Here is a 22,003-nt window from a genome sequence, read left to right on the forward strand (position 1 = left end):
ATGATCTTCCTTGACGCAGCCGCCACCACCCCGGTCCGCCGTGAGGTGCTGGATGCGATGTGGCCGTACCTGACCGGTGAGTTCGGTAACCCCTCCAGCCATCACACCCTGGGCGAGGCTGCTGCCGCTGCGCTCGCTGGTGCCCGCTCGTCCATCGCAGCCGTCCTTGGCTGCCGGGCCGGTGAAATTACGTTCACGTCCGGGGGAACGGAAGCGGACAACCTCGCCATCAAAGGGATCGCCCTGGCCCGGCAGGCGGCGAATCCGCAGCTTAACCGGGTGGTGATCAGCGCCGTCGAACATCCGGCAGTGGAGGAGTCTGCCCGGTACCTGGAGCGCTTCCATGGTTTCGCGGTTGATGTTGTTCCCGTTGACGGGGAAGGGCTTGTGACGCCGGAGGCGTTCCGGGCCGCGCTTCGGCCGGAAACCGCGGTGGCCAGCGTTATGTACGCCAACAATGAGGTGGGGACCGTTCAGCCCATTGCCGAACTGGCCGCCCTGGCGCGCGGACTCGGCATCCCGTTCCACACGGACGCCGTTCAGGCGGCCGGCTGGCTGCCGCTGGACACCAAGGCCTTGGGCGTGGATGCGATGAGCATTTCGGGGCACAAGATAGGGGCACCCAAGGGCTGCGGCCTGCTGTTCGTCCGCGGCCGCACCAGGTTGGAGCCGCTGGTCCACGGCGGCGGGCAGGAACGCGGCCGCCGGTCGGGGACAGAGAACGTGGCGGGAGCCGTGGGCCTTGCCACCGCCCTCACGCTGGCCCAGGCGAAACAGGCGGAGGAACGACGCCGGGTGGCGGCATTGCGGGACATGTTTATCAGTGCAGTGCTCAGCGCTGTGCCTGGCGCAGTCCTGACAGGGCATCCCGTTGACCGGCTGCCTTCCGTTGCCTCATTCTGCTTCCCGGGAACCAGCGGCGAATCCGTGCTCCTTGAGCTGGAACGCCAGGGCGTGGTGTGCTCCAGCGGGTCAGCCTGTGCGGCTGGTTCCGACGCGCCGTCGCCGGTGCTCACGGCAATGGGAATTGCCCCGGAAGAAGCCCAGACGGCCATCCGGTTCAGCTTCGACACAGGGGTAACCGAGGCGGACCTGGCAGCGGCGGCAGCCGCGGTGCTCGTCGCCGTCGGCCGGGTCAGGGTATTGGGCGGTTAGCCCACCGGAATCCAGAGCGATCAGCTGGTGGCGCTTGAGCTGGTGGGACCCGGCCAAGGGGAGGTCCTGACCGGGTTCACAAGCTCACCCACGCCCTGAACCCTGCACACCACCGTGTCCCCGGGGCTCAGCGGTGCGCACTCGGCCGGAAAGCCGGTCAGCACCAGGTCGCCCGGGTGGAGGGTCATAAAGGACGTCAGGTACACCAGGATCTCGTCAACCTTCCAGCCGAGGTCAGCGGTGCTGGCGGCCCGTAACGGGGTGCCGTTGAGCACAACGTCAATGGCCAGGCCGGACTCGTCCAGGCCCGTGACGATCCACGGCCCTGCCGGCGTGAAGGTGTCCTGGCTCTTGGCGCTGATCCAGAGTTCGTCGGTTTCCTGCAGGTCCCGGCACGTGACGTCGTTGCCGACGGTGAATCCCAGCACCGCGCCGCGGGCGTTGGCAGGCGCCAGGCCGCGGGCTTTGGTGCCAATCACAACAGCCAGCTCTGCCTCCGGGTCCACCCGGCCCATCCCGGGAGCGAGCTCTATCGCATCGCCCAATCCGATGATGCTCGAGGCCGCCTTGTGGAACGCCTGCGGCGGCAGGTCGCGTCCGGGCCGGCCTGTGTTGTGCGCCATTCCCAGGACGTTGGCCGGCACGCTGGGGGCGAGGAACGTGAAGGAGTCCTGCTGGGCCCGGTCGCCCGGCTGCCACCCTTCCCTGGGTGCGCTGGAGGCGTTGGCCGGCGACTGCGGGAAGGGTGTTTCGATGACGGTCCAGGTCCTGCCGGCGGCGCTGCCAAAGTCCGCTGCGTCACTGGAGACGAAGAACTGCTCCGCCGTTCCGGCGGCGGACAAGGGGCGGACGCGGGCGATGCGGCGGGGGAGGGCAGTCATGAGGGAATCCTACTGGTCCGCGGGAAAGCCCCGGACTTACCCCAGTGGCCATGTGTATGGGGGTCCGTCAGTAGAGCTCGCCCGCCGGGATTTCGACGGCCAACCGGTTGGACGGTCCAGGCAACGGGCAGGCCCAGGCCTCGTTGTAGGCGCACGACGGGTTGTACGCAAAATTGAAGTCCAGGACGAACTCTGCATTCGGGCCGGTCCCGTTGACGCCGTGGAACGCGCCCTTGATGGTATCCAGCAGATACCGTCCGGCCCCATAGCTGCCGCCGGACTGGCCGGCCGTGGCGTCACGGAACGGTACAAAAATACCGCCGCCGTACCCCTGCAGCTTCCACACTGCCAGCTGGCCCATTTCCGGCAGGTCGAACGTTCCCAGCCGGACAAACCGGACCACGCCGTCGGTGCCGGTTTCCACGCTCATTTCGCGCCCTGCGCCCTCCTTGGTCAGCGGCACATGAAAACGGTAGATGGGATCGTAGTGGGCAGTCTTCAACCCGGAGAAGCGCGCCTTGTCCCCCGCGTCCAGGGCGGAGGCCGGGTGCGTGGCGAACATCAGGTCCCGCTGGTGGCGCCAATAGGAGTGCGCCTCGGCCGGGCTTTCCAGCGAAAGCTTCCGGACGTTGTGGTACAACGCAAAGGTCTTCAGCCGCCAGTCAGCGATGTCGACGGCGGAGATGTCCGTCCGCTCTTCTTCAGCTGTTCCCAGGTGCTCTTCCATAGCCCCCAGCCTAGTCCCAGGAGCCGGCTATATCGCCCGACGGCGACACGCACCCGGGTGCCTGCCCTTGGAGGGAGAGGAAACGCCCTTCCGGTCACGCCGGCCGGCCGCCGGCCCCCGCTAGGCTGGCTGCATGAAAGGCAAGGCAACAACCACGGTCCTGTCTGGTGCGCTGCTGATGGTTGGCGCCCTTCTTGCAGGCTGCTCAACAACGGGGCCGGGCGCGCCGGCCTGGACAGCGCAGCCAGGCTCTGCCGGCGCCGGAACCACCGCGCCGGCTTCAGCTGACGCCCCGGCAACGTCACCGCCGACGGACGGTCCCGGGGCCAGTGCCACGCCGACCACAGACCCGCAGGCGGTTGCTACTGCGCCGGTCTGGAAGACTTTCTCGGATCCCGGCAAGTCCGTCAGCTTCGACCTTCCGGAGGACTGGATAGCGCAGTCCGTCACGCCGGAGGAAGGCACCCTGCCCGGCGCACTGAAGGTCGAGGTGAAGAAGCCGGACGGCACTTTCCTGGCAGCGCTGCGGACCGGCCTGCCGCCGTCGTCCGGTGAATGTGCCGACGCCTCGCGGCGGCCCTACACGGTAATCAGCAGCGTTCCGGTGGAAGTTTCGGCCGCAGGGGGGGAGGGAACCATACCGCCAAGGGTGGTTTTCCGGGTGATCCAGGGGTACCGCTTCTTCGGCTCATACGGCATCACCAACGTGGTGGCCGGCGCCGGCGGACAGGCGTGCGAGCTCCGCAACATCGTCCGTGGACCGGCCGGGAAAGGGGACTACTCCTTTGGTGATGTGGTCTCCGTCAAGGCTTATGCCCCGGATGAAAAAGTGGCGCCGGCAAAGGCCTTCGACACCTTGGACCAGGCTGCCCGGTACGCCTCGGAAGGCACTGAATTCGCCAACGTCCAGCGGATGCTAATGTCTCTGGAGATCAAAAACTAGTCCCGTTTCCGGCCCCACCATGCGCCGGGCAGAGCGGGGACTTGTCTTCCACCGCCGAACACCCCCGGAGAGCCATGGAACGCAGTGTTTCCGCACGACTGGTCTTCAAGACCGTAGCCAACACCAAGGTGGCCATGGCCATCGCCGCAGCGCGGAACAACGGCTACTCCTCGTTCGATGAGTCACTGTCCGTGACAACCGGGGGAGGCGATGTTCCCCTTACCGAAGTAGCGGACCACCACGGGGGCAGGTTCCATTACATGGAGTTCGCCGAGCCGGCGGAGGTAACGGTGGAGTACTCGGCCACGGTGGCCGGTAAGGCCGAGCCCGAGGACGCGGAGCTTGCCGACAGGATCCGCTACGTCCGTCCCAGCCGCTACGCCGAATCCGACCGACTCCTGCCCACGGCTTATGCAGAGTTCGAAGGAGTCCACGGCGGCGAGCTGCTGCACGCCGTGCGGAACTGGGTGAACGGGGAACTGCGGTACCTCAGTGGATCCTCCCGGGGCACGGACGGTGCGGTGGAAACGCTCCTCAGCCGCCGTGGGGTCTGCCGGGACTTTGCCCATTTGGCCATCGCGCTGCTGAGGTCCAAGGACATCCCGGCCAGACTGGCCGCCGTCTACGCTCCAGGCCTGAGCCCAATGGATTTCCACGCCGTGGCAGAGGCTTACGTCGAAGGGGCCTGGCACGTCATCGATCCCACGGGCCTTGCCCCGCGGGAATCGATGCTGCGCATCACGGCCGGCCGCGACTCCGCCGATACCGCTTTCCTCTCCACTGTGGGGGGAAGCCTCATCCTCAACCAGCTGCAGGTCACTGCAGTTGTCAACGGCGCCCTGCCGGTAGAGGATCCTGCCCGGCTCATGCAACTGGGCTAACCGGCGCAGGGTATCTCTAGCGCAGCGGGCGGACACCCAGCGAGTTCCTCAGCTTCTCGGTCAGCCTTCGCAACTCCTTCTGCTCGGCGGGGGTCAGGGCGGGGCCCATCAGGGTGGAAATGTCCCGCACGTGCTCGCGCCCGATCTCCTTCTGCAGTTCCCGGCCGGCATCCGTCAGCTGCAGGAGCACGCCCCGGCCGTCCTCCGGGGCAGGCATCCTGGCCACGAGCCCGCGCTTCTCCAGCCGCTCAACCAGCCGGCTGAGGCTGGACTGGCTCAGCAGGACGTTGTCGTTGAGCTCGTTGAGGCGGAGCCATCCGGTGGGACAGCGTGAGAGCGTGAACAGAACGTCATACTCGTTCACCGCGAGCTTCCGGAACGCCGGGCCGGTCTGCAGCTTGCGCATCACGGCCACCTGGGCCCGGAACAGCGACTCCCAGGTTTCCGCGGCGAGGCGGACCGGCGACTCTGCATCCCTGGCGGCCATCATGCCTCCGCAGCGGACTTTTCGGCGTCCTGGGCTGCCAGCAGTGCAGCCACCCGGCCGGCGTGGGTGGGCGGTTCGGGAACGTGGGCCGGCTTGCGCGCCGCGTATTCCTTGCGCAGGACGGGCAGGACTTCCTCGCCGAACAGGTCCAGCTGCTCCAGGACGGTTTTCAGCGGCAGGCCCGCGTGGTCGATGAGGAACAGTTGGCGCTGGTAATCGCCGAAGTACTCCCGGAACGTCAGGGTCTTCTCGATGACCTCCTGCGGGCTGCCAACTGTTAGCGGCGTCTGTGACGTGAAGTCCTCCAAGGACGGTCCGTGACCGTAAACGGGAGCGTTGTCGAAGTACGGGCGGAACTCCTTGACGGCATCCTGCGAGTTCTTCCGCATAAAGAACTGGCCCCCCAGGCCCACGATCGCCTGGTCTGCCTTGCCGTGGCCGTAGTGCTCGTAGCGCTCACGGTACAGGTCGATCAGCTGCTGGTAGTGCTCCTTGGGCCAGAAGATGTTGTTGGCGAAGAAGCCGTCGCCAAAGTATGCAGCCACTTCGGCAATCTGCGGCGTGCGGATGGAGCCGTGCCACACGAAGGGGGCGACGCCGTCGAGCGGGCGGGGGGTGGACGTGAAGTTCTGCAGCGGCGTGCGGAACTTTCCGGACCAGTTCACGGTGTCCTCGTCCCACAGCTTGCGCAGCAGGCTGTAGTTTTCGATCGCGAGCTCGACGCCGTCCTGGATGTTCTTGCCGAACCACGGATAGACGGGAGCCGTGTTGCCGCGCCCCAGTACCAGGTCAACCCGGCCGTCGGAGAGGTGCTGGAGCATCGCGAAGTCTTCGGCGATCTTCACAGGATCATTGGTGGTGATCAACGTGGTGGCCGTGGACAGGGTGATGCGTTCGGTCTGCGCCGCGATGTAGGCAAGGGTGGTGGTGGGGGAGGAGGAGAAGAAGGGCCGGTTGTGGTGCTCGCCCAGGGCGTAGACATCCATGCCGATTTCCTCGACCTTTTTGGCGATGGCGACGGAGGCCTTGATGCGTTCGTTCTCGGTGGGGGTCCGGCCCGTGGTGGGGTCCGTGGTGATGTCGCTGACGCTGAAAACACCGATCTGCATGATGTGCCTTTCCGTTGCTTGGACTTGCTGGCCTTGGTTCCAGTATAGGCCAATCTAGATGCATTTGCATCTATCGCCGGATACAACGCTGCCGGCCGGAAAATATTCCGCTTTCGCTATTCGGGGCTTCCGGGTGCGGCGCGGCGCCCGCTGACCTTGGGGACCATCCCGGTGGTCCAGTCGCGGAACTCTTCGTCCATGTCCGCTCCGGGGCCAAACTCCGGGCGGTCCTGCAGTTCCCGGAGCAGCGCCTTCCTTTCGCGGCGGCCCTCCACCAGGCGGTACAGCACAGGCACCAGTACCAGGGTCAGGGCGGTAGAGGATATGAGCCCGCCAATCACCACAACGGCCAGCGGCTGCGAGATGAAGCCGCCGCCGCCCGTGAGGCCAAGCGCCATAGGGGTGAGGGCAAAGACTGTTGCCAGGGCGGTCATGAGGATCGGGCGGAGCCGCTGGCGGGCACCATGAGTGATGGCATCAGCCACGTTCATCCCCGGCCGGCCGTCGCGCGGTTGCCGGTACTGGTTGATGAGGTCGATGAGCACAATGGCGTTGGTGACCACGATTCCCACCAGCATCAGCATGCCGATCAGCGAGGGCAGTCCCAGGGGGACCCCGGTCGCCAGGAGCAAGGCCACGGCACCGGTGGCCGCGAACGGTACCGAGACCAGCAGGATCAGCGGCTGGATCAGTGACTTAAAGGTCGCCACCATAATTACGTAGACGATGGCGATGGCGGCCAGCAGGGCGAGCCCGAGTTGCTGGAATGACTCCTGTTGCTGGGTGGTGGCACCGCCGAGTTCAGCGGTGACTCCGGCCGGGAGCTGCACCTCCGCAAGTCGTTTCTGGACCTCTGCGTTGACCGCACCGAGGTTGGATTCCGACGGCGTCACGGAAACGCGCGCTGTGCGCTGGCCGTTGCTGGCGGTAATGGATACCGGCACGTCCACCTGTTCCACCGATGCGATGCTGGCCAGCGGGACTGGCCCGCCGGCGGCAGGCAGGGGGATGCGGCGGACAGCGTCGATGCCCGTGAACCTGGTGCCCTGGCCGATCTGGACCGGGAAATCGTCGGTGTCGATCCGAACCGTTCCGGCGGGGATGGGGCTGATGGTCGACGCGAGGACCCCGGCCACCTGCTCTTCATCAAGCCCCGCAGCCACAGCCTTCGCCCGGTCCACTTTCACCTGCACCACCGGCTGGCTGGCTGCAAGGTTGGTGGCAACCTCGGTGGTGCCCGGAACCCCGGTCATCGCCTGCACCATGGTGTCGCTTGCTGCCTGCAGGTCTGCCGTGGTGGCGGCCTTGATGGTGATGTCCACGGTGGACGAAGTCCCGAAGCCGCCCTGCTGGGTGCCCACGGAAACCTTCCCGGAGTCGGGGACCTTTGTCAGTTCGTTCCGCACCGTCTCCTGCAGTTGCTCCTGGTCTGCCTTTTCATCCGTCACCACGGTGAACGTTGAGTTGGAGGAGCCGGTGGAGGTAAGCGCCGCAAAGCCGGCCTGGGCGTTGCCCGACGTCACCTGGACGTCCCGGACGCCGTCGATCCCGCGAAGGACCTCCTCGAGGCGGATGGCCGCGGCGCTCGTGTCCGCCAGGCTGGTACCCGCTGGGAGCACCTGGCGGACGGTCAGGCTGTTCTGGCCGGAATTGCCCAGCAGGTTGGTTGCCAGCAGCGGGGTCATGGCGGCGGTCGCGCCGAGGATTAGGCCGGCGGCCACGAGGGTGATCACGGGATGCTTCTGGGTCCTCGACAGGATGGGGAGGTACCCCCGCTGCAGCGTGCTGCGCTGTTCCGCTTCCTGGGCTTTGGCCCGGGCGTCGGCTGCGTTCTGCCGGGCTGCGTCGCTGCCAGGGGAGCTGCCGGGATTCCGCAGGAACCAGTACGCCAGCACGGGAACAATGGTCAGCGAGACCAGCAGGGAGGCCAGCAGCGCCATGGTGACTGTGAGTGCGAACGGCCTGAACAGTTCGCCGGCCAGTTCACCTACGAAGGCGATGGGGAGGAAAACGGCCACTGTGGTGAGGGTGGATGCTGTGATGGCGCCGGCCACTTCCCTGATGGCCGTCAGGATGGCGGTGACTTTATCTTCCCCGTAGCTGAGGTGCCGCTTGATGTTTTCGATGACCACGATCGAGTCGTCAACCACCCGGCCGATGGCTATGGTGAGGGCGCCAAGCGTGAGGATGTTCAGCGAGTAGCCGGTGGCTGACAGGCCGATGAAGGTGATCAGGAGCGAGAGCGGGATGGATACGGCCGTCACCAGTGTGGACCGGGCAGACATCAGGAACACCAGGATGACCGCCACGGCGAAGCCCAGTCCCAGCAGGCCCTCGGTAGTGAGGTCCTTGATGGATTTTTCGATGAAAGGAGCCTGGTCGAATACCGGCGTGAACTTCGCGTTCGAACCCAGTTCGGCTTCAAGTTCGGCAAGCGTGTCCCGCACGGCATGCGAGATGCCAACAGTGTCGCCTTCGGGTTTTTTGGTGACGGAGACGGCGAGCGTCTCCTCGCCGTTGGTCCGCGTGATGGAGGTTCGTTCGTCGTCTTTGAGTGAGACGTCGGCAACCGTGCCGATGCTGGCGGCGTTCTTTGCCCCGGCGAGGGGGAGTGCCTTGATCGCGTCCAGTGAATCAACCGGGCTGCCGATCTGAAGGGACAGTGTTTTGCCCTGCTCTTCAAGGGTCCCGGCCGGAACCAGGGTGCCATTGTTGCCCAATGCATCGCGGATGGCCGTGATGGTGACGCCGGCCGAAGCCATGGCGTCCGGGCGGGGAAGGATCTCGATGTGCTGGGTGGCCCCGCCGGTCACGTCGGCGCCCCGGACGCCGTCGATCTTCTGCAGCCGGGGAACGCTCAGGCGCTGCAGGTCGGCGTTGAGTTCGCTCAGCGTCTTGTCTGAGGACACCGCCAGGAACACGATGGGGAAATCATTGATGCTGCCGGCGAAGGCCTGTGGCTGGACGTCCTCGGGCAGGGATCGCTTGGCGTTGGAGATGGCGCGGTCGATCTGGTTCCGGGCCCGGTCCAGGTTGGACCCGTAGGTGAAGACCATGGTGATCTGCGAGACGCCGTTGCGCGACGTGGAGGAGGTGGATTCCAGCCCCTCCACGCCGTTCAGCGCGGTCTCCAGCGGCCCGCTGACCTGTTTGTCCACCACCTCCGGGGAGGCCCCGGGCATGGCAGTCAGCACCGTGATCTGGGGGAACTCGATCGAAGGAATGAGCTCCTGCTTCAGCGAGGACATGGTGATCACGCCGAAGACGGAAGCGAAAACGGTGATAAGAGCGATCAATGCCCGGTTTGCCAGTGAGAGTTGTGCCAGCCGGAACATTGAATCGGTCTCCTGTGGGGTTTAACTTACTGTTGCGGTACCGGACGCCGGCCACCTACCCCGGCAGGGGTTAGTGGTCGGCGGAAACACTCTCCAGCTGGAGGGACCTGGCCGTTGCCCTTTCGAGCTCCATCGCAAGGTCCGGGTTGTCGTCAAGCTTGACGCCGTAGCCGGGCATCATGTCCTTCAGCTTGGACTGCCAGCCCTTGAAATTCTTCGGGAACGCCTTCCTCAGCAGTTCGATCATGATGGGCACCGCGGTGGAGGCTCCGGGCGAAGCACCGAGGAGGGCGCCGATGGAGCCGTCACGGCCGGCGATCACTTCCGTGCCGAACTGAAGGACACCGCCCTTCTGCGGGTCTTTCTTGATGATCTGTACACGCTGGCCGGCCGTGATCAGTTCCCAGTCGCCTGCTTTGGCTTCCGGGTAGTACTCGCGAAGCGCCTCCACCTTGTCGGCTTGCTTTTTGGCCACTTCCTTGACCAGGTATGCCGTGAGGTCCATGTTGTCCTTGGCCACAGCCAGCATCGGGATGATGTTGCTGGGCCGGATGGACAGGGGAAGGTCCAGGTAGGAGCCGCTTTTCAGGAAGTTGGTGGAGAAGCCGGCGTAGGGGCCGAAGAGCAGGGAACGCTTGCCGTTGACGTACCGGGTGTCCAGGTGCGGCACGGACATGGGGGGAGCCCCCACCGACGCCTGGCCGTACACCTTGGCGCTGTGCTGCGCCGCCAGCGTCTCGTCGGTGCAGCGGAAGAACTGCCCGGAGACCGGGAATCCGCCGTAGCCCTTGCTTTCCGGGATGCCGGAGGCCTGCAGCAGGTGGAGCGCACCGCCGCCGGCGCCAACAAAGACGAACTTGGCGTGGATCTTGCCGTGCTCCCCGGACTTGGGGTACTTCAGCGAAAGGTTCCAGCCGCCGTCGGACGCCCTGGAGATATTTGTGACGTCGTGGCCGTAGTTGATTTCGACGCCGTTGTTCCCCAGGTAAGTGGTCAGCTCCCGGGTGAGTGCCCCGAAGTCCACATCGGTGCCCTCGGCGGCGCGGGTGGCCGCGATCCGTTGCTTGGGGTCACGGCCCTTCACGATCAGCGGAGCCCACTTGCCGATCTGGCCGTGGTCTTCCGAGTACTCCATGCTGCGGAACAGGGCGTGCGGCTTAAGGGCCTCGTAGCGGGTCTTCAGGAACCTGGTGTTCTCCTCGCCGATCACGAAACTCATGTGCGGCACGGTGTTGATGAAGCCCTTGGGCGAACCGATCAGGGACTGGTCAACGAGGTGGGACCAGAACTGGCGGGAAAGCTGGAACTGCTCGTTGATGAGCAGTGCTTTGGCGGGGTCCACCGAGCCGTCTTTGGCTGCGGGGGAGTAGTTCAGTTCACAGAGGGCGGCGTGGCCGGTTCCGGCGTTGTTCCACGGGCCCGAGCTTTCCAGCCCGGGCTCTTCCAGCCGCTCGAACATGGAGATGGTCCAGTCCGGTTCCAACTGCTTGATGAATGCCCCCAGCGTGGCGCTCATGATGCCGCCGCCAATCAGGACGACGTCGGCATGTGGGGTCTTGGAAATGAAGGTCACGATCAGTCTCCGATTGCAGCGGCTCTGGCTGTCACAGAATATCCCCGGGCAGCCCTACTACTGAAATTGGACGTGTCCGTCAAGGCTTCAGTTGCACTTTGGTGAAAACTTCGTTTAAGACAGGCGACGCCGGATAGCTCAGCACCCGGTCTGACAGGGCCAGTGCCGAGATGGGGAAGGCAATGGGCACCGCCGGGACGGACGCCGCGATCTGGGCGTTGATGGTGTGATATTGCTCATCGCGTTCCTCTCCCTCCGGCAGCCCGCGTGCGCGGTTGATTTTGGAAAAGACCTGCGGGTCCTGGTAACCGAACTCGCCGTTTTTCTCCCCGAAGAGGGGGCCAACGAAGTTGTCGGCGTCTGAGTATGAGCCGTTCCACCCCAGCAGGTGCAGCGCGTGGTCCCCCGGGGACTGGACTCTTTGGAGGTAGCCGTCAGACCAGTCGATGGGAACCGGCTGGATGTTGAGCCCTACCGCCGTGAGCTGGCGGCTGATCTCGGCGTATACCTTCTCCGGTGTTGGAAGGTAAGGCCGGGTGACGTTCATCGGATAGTAGAACCTCAGCGCTTCGCCGGCGTAGCCGCCCTCCTTGAGGTACTCCCTGGCCTTCGTGGGGTCATGGCCCAGGGCGGGGGCGTCGTTGTTGAACCCGCTGATTTTGGGCGGGACGAACTGGGTGGCCTCGGCGGTGTTGTCGATGAAGAACCTGCGGATCAGCGTCTCTTTGTCGATAGCCATCTCGATGGCCTGGCGGATTTTCTGGTTCTGCAGGACCGGAATCTCCTGGTTGAGCCCTAAGTACATCACCGAGAACGGATCGCGCTGCACAATCTGTTTTCCGCGCTTCACCAGCTGGTCGAAGTTGCCCACCGTGACGGCGTCGTACCCGTCGATCTTGCCGTCCAACAGTGCCTGCAGACGCGCCTGGGGATGGTTGTAGGCCACGAAGTTGATGGTGCCGATCTGTCCGCGGTCCCCCCAGTAGGTCGCATTGCTGGTGAGGGTGACGCTTCCTTCATCCCAGGACTTCAGGCTGAACGGCCCTGTTCCCACCGGATTGGTTCCGAAGGCGGATACGGCCTGGCCGCCGCGGTTTTGGTCCAGTACATCGGCGTTGCCCGCGGCCAGTGCTGCGGGGGAGGCGATAGCGAAGGCCGGCAGGGTCAAAGCCTGCAGGAAAGCGGTAAAGCGCTGGGTGAGGTCGATCTGCACGGTGTCCTCGGACAAGGCAGTACAGCTCTTGAAGATGGACAGCTGCGGCTCGTCGGAGTGCGCCTTGAAAACGCCCTTGAAAGAGCTGCCGGGAGCCTGCCGGCGCAGGTCCTCGGAGAAGGCAAACCAGCGGTTGAAATTGGTGCAGACCGCGTCGGCGTTGAACGGGGTGCCGTCCGAGAATGTGACGCCGCTGCGTAGCTTGAAGGTGTAGGACCGGCCCTCATTGGACTCGCTCCATTCGGTGGCGAGCAACGGGGTTGGCTTACCGGTAGTCTGGTCCACGCCCACCAACCCCTCGAGGATCTGCCGGGTGATGCGTTGGGACTCAACGTCGCTGGAGAGTGCGGGGTCCAAACCCAGCGGCTGCACTGCGGTGCCGAAATTGAACGTGGCAGTGGGCTCGGCAGTGGCGGTGGGCGCCGGCGAGGTTGACGACGGCGAGGGGGCCGGAATGCCGGTGCATGAGGTGACGCTCAACGCCAGGAGGACGGCGCCGGTCGTGATGACCGTCCGCCGCGATGGACTGCTGGGCACTCGTTTATCACCTCTGGATCTTGCCGCCCCCGCCAAGTGCGGGCCGGAACCCAGTCTAGTTGACCCCATAGCGCCGTTTGCCGGCGGCCTTCGCCAGGGTGCATGTCACGTGCGAAGGGCCGGGGCCCGGTCCTGTTGGATCGGGCCCCGGCCATTCCTGTGGGATTACTTCGGCATCAGCACCGAGTCGATCAGGTAGACCGTGGCGTTCTTCGTCTTGACGCCGCCGCAAATCACACTGGCATCATCCACCTTGAGGGCGTCACCGCTGCCGGTAACGGTGACGGACCCGCCCTGGACGGTGGCGTGGGTACCGGCGATCTTGTCAGGAGTGATCTGGCCGGGAACCACGTGGTAGGTCAGGATCTTGCTCAGGAGGGCGTCGTCGGTCTTGAGGGTTTCGATGGTGGCTGCATCGATCTTTGCGAAGGCGTCATCAACCGGTGCGAAGACCGTGAACTCACCGCCATTGAGCGTGTCAACCAGGTTCACCTTCGGGTTCAACTTGCCGGAAACCGCGGCGGTCAGGGTGGTGAGGATCGGATTGTTCGATGCTGCGACAGCCACCGGATCCAGTGCCATGCCTTCTACTGAGCCCGCGCCGGTGGGGACCTGCTCGGCGTAGCCTGCACAGCCGGGGCCAACCAGGTTTGCGGCCGGGTCCATGGCGGCTGCGGAGGCGCTGGCTGACGGGGAAGGAGCCATGCTGGAGGCCGAGGGTGCGGCCGAGGGGGCGGCCGCCGGGGCGGAGGAAGTTGCGGTGCCGGCCGAGCCGCCACACGCTGTGAGGCTCAGCAGAGCTGCAGCTGCGACGCCTGCGACGGTGAAAGTTGTGCGCTTGATTGTCTGCATTTCGGTTCTCCTTGGTGTTTGGCGATTCGCCTGGCCGCGGACCGGATGTCCGGGTCGTTGTTTGCATCTGGCTGGTGGGCACCTGCCCTTGGCTGGTGTCTCAATGGGTATTCGGCGGTTGCGCGAATCCGGATGGGTCAAACATCAAGGAGTTTTCGGCAGGGCCCGAAAGTGTTGGGCTTCCGGCCCCGGCCCCGGGACTGTGGGAGTGGGGCGGGCATTAACGAAAAGAGATCCCCCGGCCGGAGCCGAAGGATCTCTTTTTCTTCAGTGTGCGCAAGGGGGGACTTGAACCCCCACGCCCGAAGGCACAGGAACCTAAATCCTGCGTGTCTGCCAATTTCACCACTCGCGCTTGGCCCGGCATCGCGTTTCAGACCCTTTATAACGGGCTGTTGAACGTACGACGCCGGATGCCAGTTTTTATTGTAGCGTCGCGCAGGCGGAGCCTGCGTCAGCGGCGGTCCGGTCAGGCGTCCAGCTTCAGGTCCCGGCGCAGCTTGGCCACGTGTCCGGTGGCGCGGACGTTGTACTGGGCGAGCGCCACCTTGCCATCCGGGTCAACCACGATGGTGGAACGGATCAGGCCCTGGTAGGTCTTGCCGTAATTCTTCTTTTCGCCCCATGCCCCGTAGGCCTCGGCCACGGCATGGTCCTCGTCCGAGAGCAGCGGGAAGCTGAGGGATTCCTGCGCGGCAAATTTCGCCAGTTTCTCCACCGGGTCAGGGGAAACGCCGAGCACGTCATATCCCGATGACTGCAGGGAGGCCAGGCTGTCGCGGAAATCGCAGGCCTCCTTCGTGCATCCGGGTGTTGATGCTGCGGGGTAGAAGTAGACGATGGTGTGGCGGCCCGGGCGCGGTGCCAGGCTGACGTCCTTACCGGCTGAATCCTTGAGTGTGAACGCGGGTGCGTCGTCACCGGTTACGAGTTTGTCAGCCAATGTTTTTCTCCTTGTCGCAGGCGGGACACACCAGCCTAGTAATCAGTCTGGAGGAGTGCTAATCGCCACTTGGCTATACTTGCTGCTATGCCTGATATGGATCACTGGCCCACAGGGCGCCTCTTGTCCACTGCTGCGCGCCTCGTCGAACACTCATGGAATGAAAAACTCGGGGCCATAGGCCTCACCCATGCCGGTGTTATCGCTATTGAGGTTCTCAACGCGCAAGGACCTATGACACAGGCGCAGCTTGCTCAGTACGTGCGGGTTCAGGCGCAGACCATGGGCAAAACCCTCAGCAGGCTGGAGTCCCACGGCCACATTGCGCGGGTCCGCAGCACATCGGACCGCAGGAGCCACGTGGTGTCACTCACCGAGAGGGGCAAGGAGGCCGTCGCCGCCGCCGTCGAGATGGAACGTACGGTCCTGGCAGCGGCCACCATCGATCCCGACGTCCTTCGGCAGGAACTCAAGGCAGTTGTCCGGGAGCTGGCAAGCCAGTTTGGATCGCCTACAACCGGAGCATTTCTGGACAACCCGTCCATGACCCCCTAAGCATCGCTGTCAGTACCGCCGGTGCTGCCGGCATTCAGGCGTGATTCCAACTTGGTGAAGCTGGAATCACGCCTTTCTTTTACCCGGGCACCGGCCTTGGCCGCTAACCCGGCTATTGCGGATTGAACGCCACAGGTACCGGATACAACAAAACAGCCCCCGGCCCGCGTTTCCGCAAGCCGGAGGCTGTTTTCCCAGTGGTGCACCCCCCGGGACTTGAACCCGGAACCCATTGATTAAGAGTCAATTGCTCTGCCAATTGAGCTAGAGGTGCATCTTTTGTTTCGATCGTTTGGGGCTTTTTATTTCCCGGTTGATCTCCGCAACGACATGAAACTCTACACGAACTTTTGGTGCATGTGAAATCGAGGCCCGCCAGTACCTCCCGTTTGGCCCGATGGCGGTAAAACCAGCACAAACTCGGGGTTTTCGTTGTTGGCCAGCGACCTAAAACTGCCGGCGGGCGTGCGCGCTATGGCCCGAATCCGCCCACACTCCCGTGTGAAATAGGCCACAGGGGCTCCGGCGTCTTTCCGGGGAGGTACCGACCACATCCGCCGGCCGGCGCCGGACCTGCTTTGCTGGATGTACAGCTAGAACCGCCTCCGCCTTGGCGCCCGAAATCCTGCGGCCTCAGCGTGGGCCGCAGATTCAAACCACACTTCGGCGCGGATCTGCTCATATTCGGGGTGTCCCTCCTCGTAGTAGACCATCGCACCGGCGTCCCCCTTGACGGTGTAGTCCGCCGGTCCGGTGCCGTCCGCCGCAGCGGACGCCGAGCCCGCGCCATACGGCTCTTCCGCCGCCAGGTGTCCGGCCGGCTCCTGCCCTCCCGGGGCAGCACTGCCCGTTGGGTCCTGGACGTGGTTCGCCCCGGTTTCCACCAGCGCGGAGGACTGGGCGCGCTCCCGCGTTTCCGTTACTCCGGCATCGCTGGGGAGGTGGAGGGCTGCAGCGGCGGCATTTTCTTCGCTGCCATGGGGATCGGAGGTGCGGCCGAGGGGGACAGGGGCGGAAACTGCAGTGCCGGCGTCGTCCGCGTCTTCCACCGCCGCCGTCTCAGCGCCCGGGAGGGTGGGGGCGTGGGGTTCGGTGTACTCGGGGTGATGAACGGGCTGTGCGGCCCCTGCGCCATCACCGGCAGTTGCAGACGGCGCGCCGCCCTGTGCCTGTGCGGGCGATCCCGGTGCGGCACCTTCCCGGTGGGCGGTTCCCTCACGGACATGGGCGGGTCCGGACGCCTCCGACCACTGGGTTTCCCATTCCGTGTCATCCTGCGCCCGGCCTCCATCGGGTGAAGTAGTTACTTCTCCACGGTCCGCCCCGGATCCGGTAGCGACAGCAGACGCGCCCGCCCCGCTGTGGCCCTGGGTGGCGGCCGGAGTGCTTCCCGCCGGCGCCTTTGTCTCTGCTGGTTCATCTGCCGTGGTGGGCGCGGCGGGCTCGGCGGGGGCGCCGAAACCGGCGGCGGTGGCAATACCGGTAGTGCCGGCTGCTTCGGCCGAGGCCGCGGCGCTGCCGCCGGAGAGTGCTCCATCCGCGCGGTAGCCCCCCTCGCTGCGGCCCTTTTCGGCCTGGCCGGCATCACCTCGGGCGGCGGGGGACTTCTTGGCGTTCAGCCTCCACCACACAACACCTACCAGTACAGCGAGCAGAATGATCAAGAAGAAAGCTTCCATGGCAAGCCCTTCGGTCAGTTGGCAAGGTCCCTTGCCCTGACGCTACGTCGGGTCCACACCGCTGTCCAGCACTTGACCGGCCCGGACGTCCCTTTGGGACTCCAGCCAACGGTGGCGTCCCGGAGGGGGAACCAGGACGGATCCGTGGGCTTTTGGAGCCGGAGCCTTAGCCTGAATCCACCGGTGTGGTTCGGCTTCGATCGGCGATTTAAACCGAGAATGCCTGTCTTCTCAAGGAAAATAGGACTTGCTTAGAGTTCATATTGACCGAAAAGAGAGGCATCTCGTAGGTGAAGCAACCAGGACCGGCAGTGGAACACCACAGGGCAGCGAGGCCCCGGCAATCCACCATGCCCGCAACCCGCAAAATCACCGAAAATGGAATCAGGCTACCCGCCCCAGCGGACCGGTGGATTCAGGCTTAGTGACCTCGACCACAAGAACGGTTGGGCTCGTGCCTGCTCATCTCAATATTCGAGATGACAGTCCACTATCTGATCGAAATAATCCCGGTTTTGCGCTTAACCGGGGCTTCGCGGTCGTTCCGCCCCCGCGTGGAGCCATAGAATTTCCCTCATGAGTGAGGACACCCTGATCACGACCGACAACAAGCCTGACATCAAGCCCCGCAGCCGGGTAGTAACTGACGGCATCCACGCTGCCCCTGCGCGCGGTATGTTCCGTGCCGTTGGCATGGGCGATGATGACTTCGCCAAGCCCCAGGTCGGTGTGGCCAGCTCCTGGAACGAAATCACTCCCTGCAACCTCTCGCTGAACCGGCTGGCGCAGGGCGCCAAGGAAGGCGTGCACGCCGGCGGCGGGTTCCCCATGCAGTTCGGTACCATCTCCGTCTCGGACGGCATTTCCATGGGCCACGAAGGCATGCACTTCTCCCTGGTTTCCCGCGAAGTCATTGCCGACTCCGTGGAAACCGTTATGCAGGCCGAGCGCATCGACGGGTCAGTCCTGCTGGCCGGCTGCGACAAGTCCCTCCCGGGCATGCTGATGGCGGCTGCCCGCCTGGACTTGTCCAGTGTCTTCCTCTACGCCGGCTCCATCATGCCCGGCTGGGTGAAGCTTGAGGACGGCTCCGAAAAGGAAGTCACCCTCATCGATGCCTTCGAGGCCGTCGGTGCCTGCGCAGCCGGCAAGATGAGCATGGAAGACCTAACGCGCATCGAAAAGGCCATCTGCCCGGGCGAAGGTGCCTGTGGCGGCATGTACACGGCCAACACCATGGCCTGCATCGGCGAGGCCCTGGGCATGTCCCTGCCCGGCTCCGCCGCCCCGCCCTCGGCAGACCGCCGTCGTGATGAATTCGCCCGCAAGTCCGGCGAAGCGGTGGTGAACCTGCTGCGCCTGGGCATCACTGCCCGCGACATCATGACCAAGAAGGCCTTCGAAAACGCCATCGCCGTCACAATGGCTTTCGGCGGCTCCACCAACGCCGTCCTGCACCTGCTGGCCATTGCCCGCGAGGCCGAGGTGGAACTGACCCTCGATGACTTCAACCGCATCGGCGACCGGATTCCGCACCTCGGTGACCTGAAGCCGTTCGGCCGGTACGTGATGACGGACGTCGACAAAATCGGCGGCGTGCCCGTGATCATGCGAGCACTGCTCGACGCCGGCCTGCTGCACGGCGACTGCCTTACCGTCACGGGTAAGACCGTTGCCGAAAACCTTGAGGCCATCAACCCGCCGGATCTCGACGGCAAGATCCTGCGCGCCCTGGATAACCCGATCCACAAGACCGGCGGCATCACCATCCTGCACGGATCCATGGCTCCCGAGGGTGCCGTGGTGAAGAGCGCCGGCTTCGACGCCGACGTTTTCGAAGGCACCGCCCGCGTTTTCGAGCGCGAACAGGGTGCCCTGGACGCGTTGGACAACGGGCAGATCCACGCCGGCGACGTCGTGGTCATCCGCTACGAAGGACCCAAGGGCGGGCCGGGCATGCGCGAAATGCTCGCCATCACCGGTGCCATCAAGGGTGCGGGGCTGGGCAAGGACGTCCTGCTGCTCACCGACGGCCGCTTCTCCGGCGGTACCACCGGCCTGTGCATCGGTCACGTCGCTCCGGAAGCGGTGGACGGCGGCCCTATCGCCTTCGTCAAGGACGGGGACCGGATCCGCGTGGACATCGCAGCCCGCAGCTTCGATCTCCTGGTGGACGAGGCAGAGCTCGAAGCGCGCAAGGTGGGCTGGGAGCCGCTCCCGGCCCGGTACACCAAGGGCGTCCTGGCAAAGTACGCCAAGCTGGTGCACAGCGCCAGCACCGGCGCATACTGCGGGTAGCACCTGCATGTTGGTGGCTGACCCAACTAGGTAGCGCTAAGTGTCGTTTTGAACGCCCAAAACGACACTTACTGCTACCTAGTTGGGGGAGTCCGCCAAAGAGTGGACAACGCAGTCCACATGGTGAGATGCGGTCAGGTCACATTGACACGTATCTCGCACAGAGGGAAAACTGAACGCATGACCTTCGTTACCGGCACCGTCGTCGTCCTTACCCAGCGCGTGGCACATTAGCCAGGTAACGAACCGTCACGCGCAACCCCTCGAAGAGCCGCCAGGCTGAGGGGTTTTTTTATTTCCCGCAGTTTCCACGAACCACAGATGATCCACAAGGAAGAGTCCGATGAGCAAAGGATCGCCGATCAGCCCCTCGCTGATGGCTACTAAGTCCGCTGGAGCCGCCAAGGCTCCGGAACGCGCCGACCGGACGGCCGACCACGCCGTCGTCGTCGCCGACCTTGCTGCCGCCTCTCCTGTCCTTGGGCCGAACAACGTTGTACCCCCAACGGTGATGACCGGCTCGCAAGCTATTGTCCGCTCGCTCGAAGAACTCGGCGTCGACGATATTTTCGGTTTGCCCGGTGGCGCGATCCTGCCCACCTATGACCCCTTGATGGCCTCCAGCATGAACCACGTCCTGGTCCGTCACGAACAGGGAGCCGGCCACGCCGCGCAAGGCTACGCCATGGTTACCGGGCGGGTGGGCGTTTGTATCGCCACCTCGGGTCCGGGCGCCACCAACCTCGTTACCGCCATCATGGATGCCCATATGGACTCCGTGCCGCTGGTGGCCATCACCGGCCAGGTGTCCAGCGGGGTCATCGGCACTGACGCCTTCCAGGAAGCTGACATCGTGGGCATCACCATGCCCATCACCAAGCACTCCTTCCTGGTGACCGACCCCAATGACATTCCGCACGTAATGGCTGAGGCGTTCCACCTCGCCTCCACCGGCCGTCCGGGACCTGTCCTCGTGGACGTGGCCAAGGACGCCCAGGTTGGCCAGATGACGTTCTCCTGGCCGCCTCGCATCGACCTGCCGGGCTACCGCCCGGTCACCCGCGGACACAATAAGCAGGTACGCGAGGCTGCAAAGCTGATCGCCGCAGCCCGCAAGCCTGTGCTGTACGTGGGCGGCGGTGTGGTCAAGGCGCACGCCTCCGCCGAGCTGCTCGCACTCGCCGAGGCCACCGGAGCCCCGGTTGTGACCACGCTGATGGCCAAGGGTGTCTTCCCGGACTCCCATCCGCAGCACATGGGGATGCCCGGCATGCACGGCACCGTCTCAGCCGTGACTGCCCTGCAGCAGTCAGACCTCCTGATCACCCTCGGTGCCCGTTTCGATGACCGCGTTACCGGCGTGCTGAAGACCTTCGCGCCCATGGCGAAGGTAATCCACGCCGACATCGACCCTGCAGAGATCTCCAAGAACCGCACGGCCGACGTCCCCATCGTTGGGTCCGTCAAGGAAATCATTCCGGAGCTCACCGAAGCCGTACGCACCCAGTTCGAGGCTGCAGGCACGCCGGACCTCACCACCTGGTGGGCCTTCCTGAACAACCTCAAGGAAACCTACCCGCTGGGCTGGACCGAGCCGGACGACGGACTGACCGCACCGCAGAAGGTCATTGAGCGCATCGGTGCGCTGACCGGGCCGGAGGGCATCTACGTGGCGGGCGTCGGCCAGCACCAGATGTGGGCAGCACAGTTCATCAAGTACGAGCGCCCGCACGCCTGGCTGAACTCGGGCGGCGCCGGCACCATGGGCTATGCCGTCCCGGCTGCCATGGGTGCGAAGGTGGGCGAGCCGGACCGTGTGGTCTGGGCGATCGACGGCGACGGCTGCTTCCAGATGACCAACCAGGAACTGGCTACCTGCGCCATCAACAACATCCCCATCAAGGTTGCGGTCATCAACAACTCCTCGCTGGGAATGGTCCGGCAGTGGCAGACCCTCTTCTACGAGGGCCGCTACTCGAACACCGACCTCAACACCGGCCACGACACCGTCCGCATCCCGGACTTCGTCAAGCTGGGGGAGGCCTACGGCTGCGCTTCGTTCCGCTGCGAACGCGACGAGGACATCGACGCCACCATCCAGAAAGCCCTCGAAATCAACGACCGCCCCGTGGTCATCGACTTCGTGGTGAGCCCCAACTCCATGGTGTGGCCGATGGTGCCCGCCGGCGTGAGCAACGACCAGATCCAGGTTGCCCGCAACATGACCCCGGAATGGGAAGAAGAGGACTGACCATGAGCCGCCACACACTCTCCGTCCTGGTTGAAGACAAACCCGGCGTGCTGACCCGCGTCGCAAGCCTCTTCGCCCGCCGCGCCTTTAACATCAACTCCCTGGCCGTCGGCCCTACCGAGGTCCCGGGCATCTCCCGGATGACCGTGGTGGTCGACGCCGACGGCGACCTCATCGAACAGGTCACCAAGCAGCTCAACAAACTGATCAACGTCATCAAGATCGTTGAGCTGACCTCCGAATCTTCCGTACAGCGTGACCACATCCTGGTCAAAGTACGTGCGGATGCCGCAACACGTCTGCAGGTGACCCAGGCTGCAGACCTGTTCCGAGCCTCAGTGGTCGACGTCTCCACCGATTCCGTCGTCATTGAAGCAACCGGCCACCCCGAAAAGCTCACCGCACTGCTCTCAGTGCTCGAGCCCTTCGGCATCCGCGAAATTGTGCAGTCCGGCACCCTCGCCGTTGGACGGGGATCCCGCTCCATGAGTGACAGGGCGCTGCGTTCCGCCTAGGCACCGCCACGGTTCCGCCCGGCATGACGCAACGCCCGTAACCGCACCACCAAACACCTATCTACACAT

At 64.6% G+C, this 22,003-nt stretch carries 17 protein-coding genes and 2 tRNA genes; 7 read left to right on the forward strand and 12 right to left on the reverse strand.

All coding sequences use genetic code 11. The features are described 5' to 3' along the window. Positions 1–1,155 (forward strand): cysteine desulfurase family protein, encoded by a 1,155-nt coding sequence (locus tag M8J71_RS14960; protein WP_256248622.1) that lies wholly within the window; start codon positions 1–3, stop codon positions 1,153–1,155. Between the two features lie 20 nt (positions 1,156–1,175). On the opposite strand, the gene M8J71_RS14965 is transcribed toward M8J71_RS14960, so the two are convergent. Continuing rightward, entirely contained in the window at positions 1,176–2,036 is an 861-nt protein-coding gene (locus M8J71_RS14965; RefSeq protein ID WP_256248623.1) for a fumarylacetoacetate hydrolase family protein, read from the reverse strand. Positions 2,037–2,103: 67 nt separating this feature from the next. Further along, positions 2,104–2,763, reverse strand: coding sequence for a DUF1684 domain-containing protein (locus M8J71_RS14970; RefSeq protein ID WP_256248624.1), 660 nt, complete (start codon positions 2,761–2,763; stop codon positions 2,104–2,106). Positions 2,764–2,896: 133 nt separating this feature from the next. Here M8J71_RS14970 and M8J71_RS14975 point away from each other — a divergent pair, with 133 nt between their 5' ends. Both M8J71_RS14975 and M8J71_RS14980 read left to right on the forward strand, forming a co-directional pair. Further along, positions 2,897–3,706, forward strand: coding sequence for a hypothetical protein (locus tag M8J71_RS14975; RefSeq protein WP_256248625.1), 810 nt, complete (start codon positions 2,897–2,899; stop codon positions 3,704–3,706). A 74-nt stretch (positions 3,707–3,780) separates the two neighbouring features. Further along, positions 3,781–4,587 (forward strand): transglutaminase-like domain-containing protein, encoded by an 807-nt coding sequence (locus M8J71_RS14980; protein WP_256248626.1) that lies wholly within the window; start codon positions 3,781–3,783, stop codon positions 4,585–4,587. Positions 4,588–4,603: 16 nt separating this feature from the next. Here M8J71_RS14980 and M8J71_RS14985 read toward each other — a convergent pair whose 3' ends face one another. From M8J71_RS14985 to bcp, 8 genes are all read right to left on the reverse strand, one after another. Continuing rightward, positions 4,604–5,074 carry a MarR family winged helix-turn-helix transcriptional regulator gene (locus tag M8J71_RS14985; protein ID WP_256249005.1) on the reverse strand — a complete coding sequence of 157 codons (471 nt, stop codon included), beginning with the start codon at positions 5,072–5,074 and terminating at the stop codon, positions 4,604–4,606. Beyond that, positions 5,074–6,183, reverse strand: coding sequence for an LLM class flavin-dependent oxidoreductase (locus M8J71_RS14990; protein ID WP_256248627.1), 1,110 nt, complete (start codon positions 6,181–6,183; stop codon positions 5,074–5,076). Before M8J71_RS14990 ends, M8J71_RS14985 begins: the two co-directional genes overlap by 1 nt. A 116-nt stretch (positions 6,184–6,299) precedes the next feature. Continuing rightward, on the reverse strand, positions 6,300–9,518 hold the full coding sequence (locus M8J71_RS14995) for an efflux RND transporter permease subunit (protein ID WP_256248629.1): 3,219 nt from the start codon (positions 9,516–9,518) through the stop codon (positions 6,300–6,302). A 70-nt stretch (positions 9,519–9,588) separates the two neighbouring features. Beyond that, positions 9,589–11,091: a malate:quinone oxidoreductase gene (locus tag M8J71_RS15000; RefSeq protein ID WP_256248630.1), complete on the reverse strand. Its 1,503-nt coding sequence runs from the start codon at positions 11,089–11,091 to the stop codon at positions 9,589–9,591. Between the two features lie 79 nt (positions 11,092–11,170). Beyond that, a complete protein-coding gene (locus M8J71_RS15005) occupies positions 11,171–12,841 on the reverse strand; it encodes an ABC transporter substrate-binding protein (RefSeq protein WP_256248631.1) in 1,671 nt (556 codons plus the stop codon). Positions 12,842–13,006: 165 nt separating this feature from the next. Continuing rightward, the gene (locus M8J71_RS15010) at positions 13,007–13,693 is read right to left on the reverse strand and encodes a fasciclin domain-containing protein (RefSeq protein ID WP_256248632.1); all 687 of its coding nucleotides are present in this window, start codon (positions 13,691–13,693) and stop codon (positions 13,007–13,009) included. Between the two features lie 273 nt (positions 13,694–13,966). Beyond that, a tRNA-Leu gene (locus M8J71_RS15015) sits at positions 13,967–14,048 on the reverse strand. A 114-nt stretch (positions 14,049–14,162) separates the two neighbouring features. After that, positions 14,163–14,636 carry a thioredoxin-dependent thiol peroxidase gene (bcp, locus tag M8J71_RS15020; protein ID WP_256248633.1) on the reverse strand — a complete coding sequence of 158 codons (474 nt, stop codon included), beginning with the start codon at positions 14,634–14,636 and terminating at the stop codon, positions 14,163–14,165. Between the two features lie 96 nt (positions 14,637–14,732). Here bcp and M8J71_RS15025 point away from each other — a divergent pair, with 96 nt between their 5' ends. Then, a complete protein-coding gene (locus M8J71_RS15025; RefSeq protein ID WP_256249006.1) occupies positions 14,733–15,191 on the forward strand; it encodes a MarR family winged helix-turn-helix transcriptional regulator in 459 nt (152 codons plus the stop codon). 198 nt (positions 15,192–15,389) lie between these two features. Here the strand turns inward: M8J71_RS15025 and M8J71_RS15030 are convergent. Next, positions 15,390–15,465: transfer RNA gene (locus tag M8J71_RS15030), tRNA-Lys, on the reverse strand. Positions 15,466–15,784: 319 nt separating this feature from the next. Beyond that, entirely contained in the window at positions 15,785–16,870 is a 1,086-nt protein-coding gene (locus M8J71_RS15035; protein WP_256248634.1) for a sunset domain-containing protein, read from the reverse strand. A 576-nt stretch (positions 16,871–17,446) separates the two neighbouring features. Here M8J71_RS15035 and ilvD point away from each other — a divergent pair. From ilvD to ilvN, 3 genes are all read left to right on the forward strand, one after another. Continuing rightward, positions 17,447–19,168, forward strand: a complete 1,722-nt coding sequence (gene ilvD, locus M8J71_RS15040) for a dihydroxy-acid dehydratase (protein WP_256248635.1) — start codon at positions 17,447–17,449, stop codon at positions 19,166–19,168. A gap of 343 nt (positions 19,169–19,511) precedes the next feature. Next, complete coding sequence (locus tag M8J71_RS15045) at positions 19,512–21,419, forward strand: acetolactate synthase large subunit (protein WP_163162603.1); 1,908 nt, start codon at positions 19,512–19,514, stop codon at positions 21,417–21,419. 2 nt (positions 21,420–21,421) lie between these two features. Next, on the forward strand, positions 21,422–21,934 hold the full coding sequence (gene ilvN, locus M8J71_RS15050; RefSeq protein WP_050054685.1) for an acetolactate synthase small subunit: 513 nt from the start codon (positions 21,422–21,424) through the stop codon (positions 21,932–21,934). Positions 21,935–22,003: the final 69 nt, after the last annotated feature.

The sequence above is a fragment of the Pseudarthrobacter sp. R1 genome, assembly GCF_024494415.1.
Lineage (GTDB): Bacteria > Actinomycetota > Actinomycetes > Actinomycetales > Micrococcaceae > Arthrobacter.

Excerpts from the sequence above, each read along its gene's own strand:
- ilvN (WP_050054685.1), top strand. The coding sequence starts at position 21,422 with ATGAGCCGCCACACACTCTCCGTCCTGGTTGAAGACAAACCCGGCGTG.
- M8J71_RS15010 (WP_256248632.1), bottom strand. The coding sequence starts at position 13,693 with ATGCAGACAATCAAGCGCACAACTTTCACCGTCGCAGGCGTCGCAGCT.
- M8J71_RS14985 (WP_256249005.1), bottom strand. The coding sequence starts at position 5,074 with ATGGCCGCCAGGGATGCAGAGTCGCCGGTCCGCCTCGCCGCGGAAACC.
- M8J71_RS15035 (WP_256248634.1), bottom strand. The coding sequence starts at position 16,870 with ATGGAAGCTTTCTTCTTGATCATTCTGCTCGCTGTACTGGTAGGTGTT.
- M8J71_RS14980 (WP_256248626.1), top strand. The coding sequence starts at position 3,781 with ATGGAACGCAGTGTTTCCGCACGACTGGTCTTCAAGACCGTAGCCAAC.
- ilvD (WP_256248635.1), top strand. The coding sequence starts at position 17,447 with ATGAGTGAGGACACCCTGATCACGACCGACAACAAGCCTGACATCAAG.
- M8J71_RS14995 (WP_256248629.1), bottom strand. The coding sequence starts at position 9,518 with ATGTTCCGGCTGGCACAACTCTCACTGGCAAACCGGGCATTGATCGCT.
- M8J71_RS14975 (WP_256248625.1), top strand. The coding sequence starts at position 2,897 with ATGAAAGGCAAGGCAACAACCACGGTCCTGTCTGGTGCGCTGCTGATG.
- M8J71_RS14960 (WP_256248622.1), top strand. The coding sequence starts at position 1 with ATGATCTTCCTTGACGCAGCCGCCACCACCCCGGTCCGCCGTGAGGTG.
- M8J71_RS15025 (WP_256249006.1), top strand. The coding sequence starts at position 14,733 with ATGGATCACTGGCCCACAGGGCGCCTCTTGTCCACTGCTGCGCGCCTC.
- M8J71_RS14965 (WP_256248623.1), bottom strand. The coding sequence starts at position 2,036 with ATGACTGCCCTCCCCCGCCGCATCGCCCGCGTCCGCCCCTTGTCCGCC.
- M8J71_RS15045 (WP_163162603.1), top strand. The coding sequence starts at position 19,512 with ATGAGCAAAGGATCGCCGATCAGCCCCTCGCTGATGGCTACTAAGTCC.
- M8J71_RS14970 (WP_256248624.1), bottom strand. The coding sequence starts at position 2,763 with ATGGAAGAGCACCTGGGAACAGCTGAAGAAGAGCGGACGGACATCTCC.
- M8J71_RS14990 (WP_256248627.1), bottom strand. The coding sequence starts at position 6,183 with ATGCAGATCGGTGTTTTCAGCGTCAGCGACATCACCACGGACCCCACC.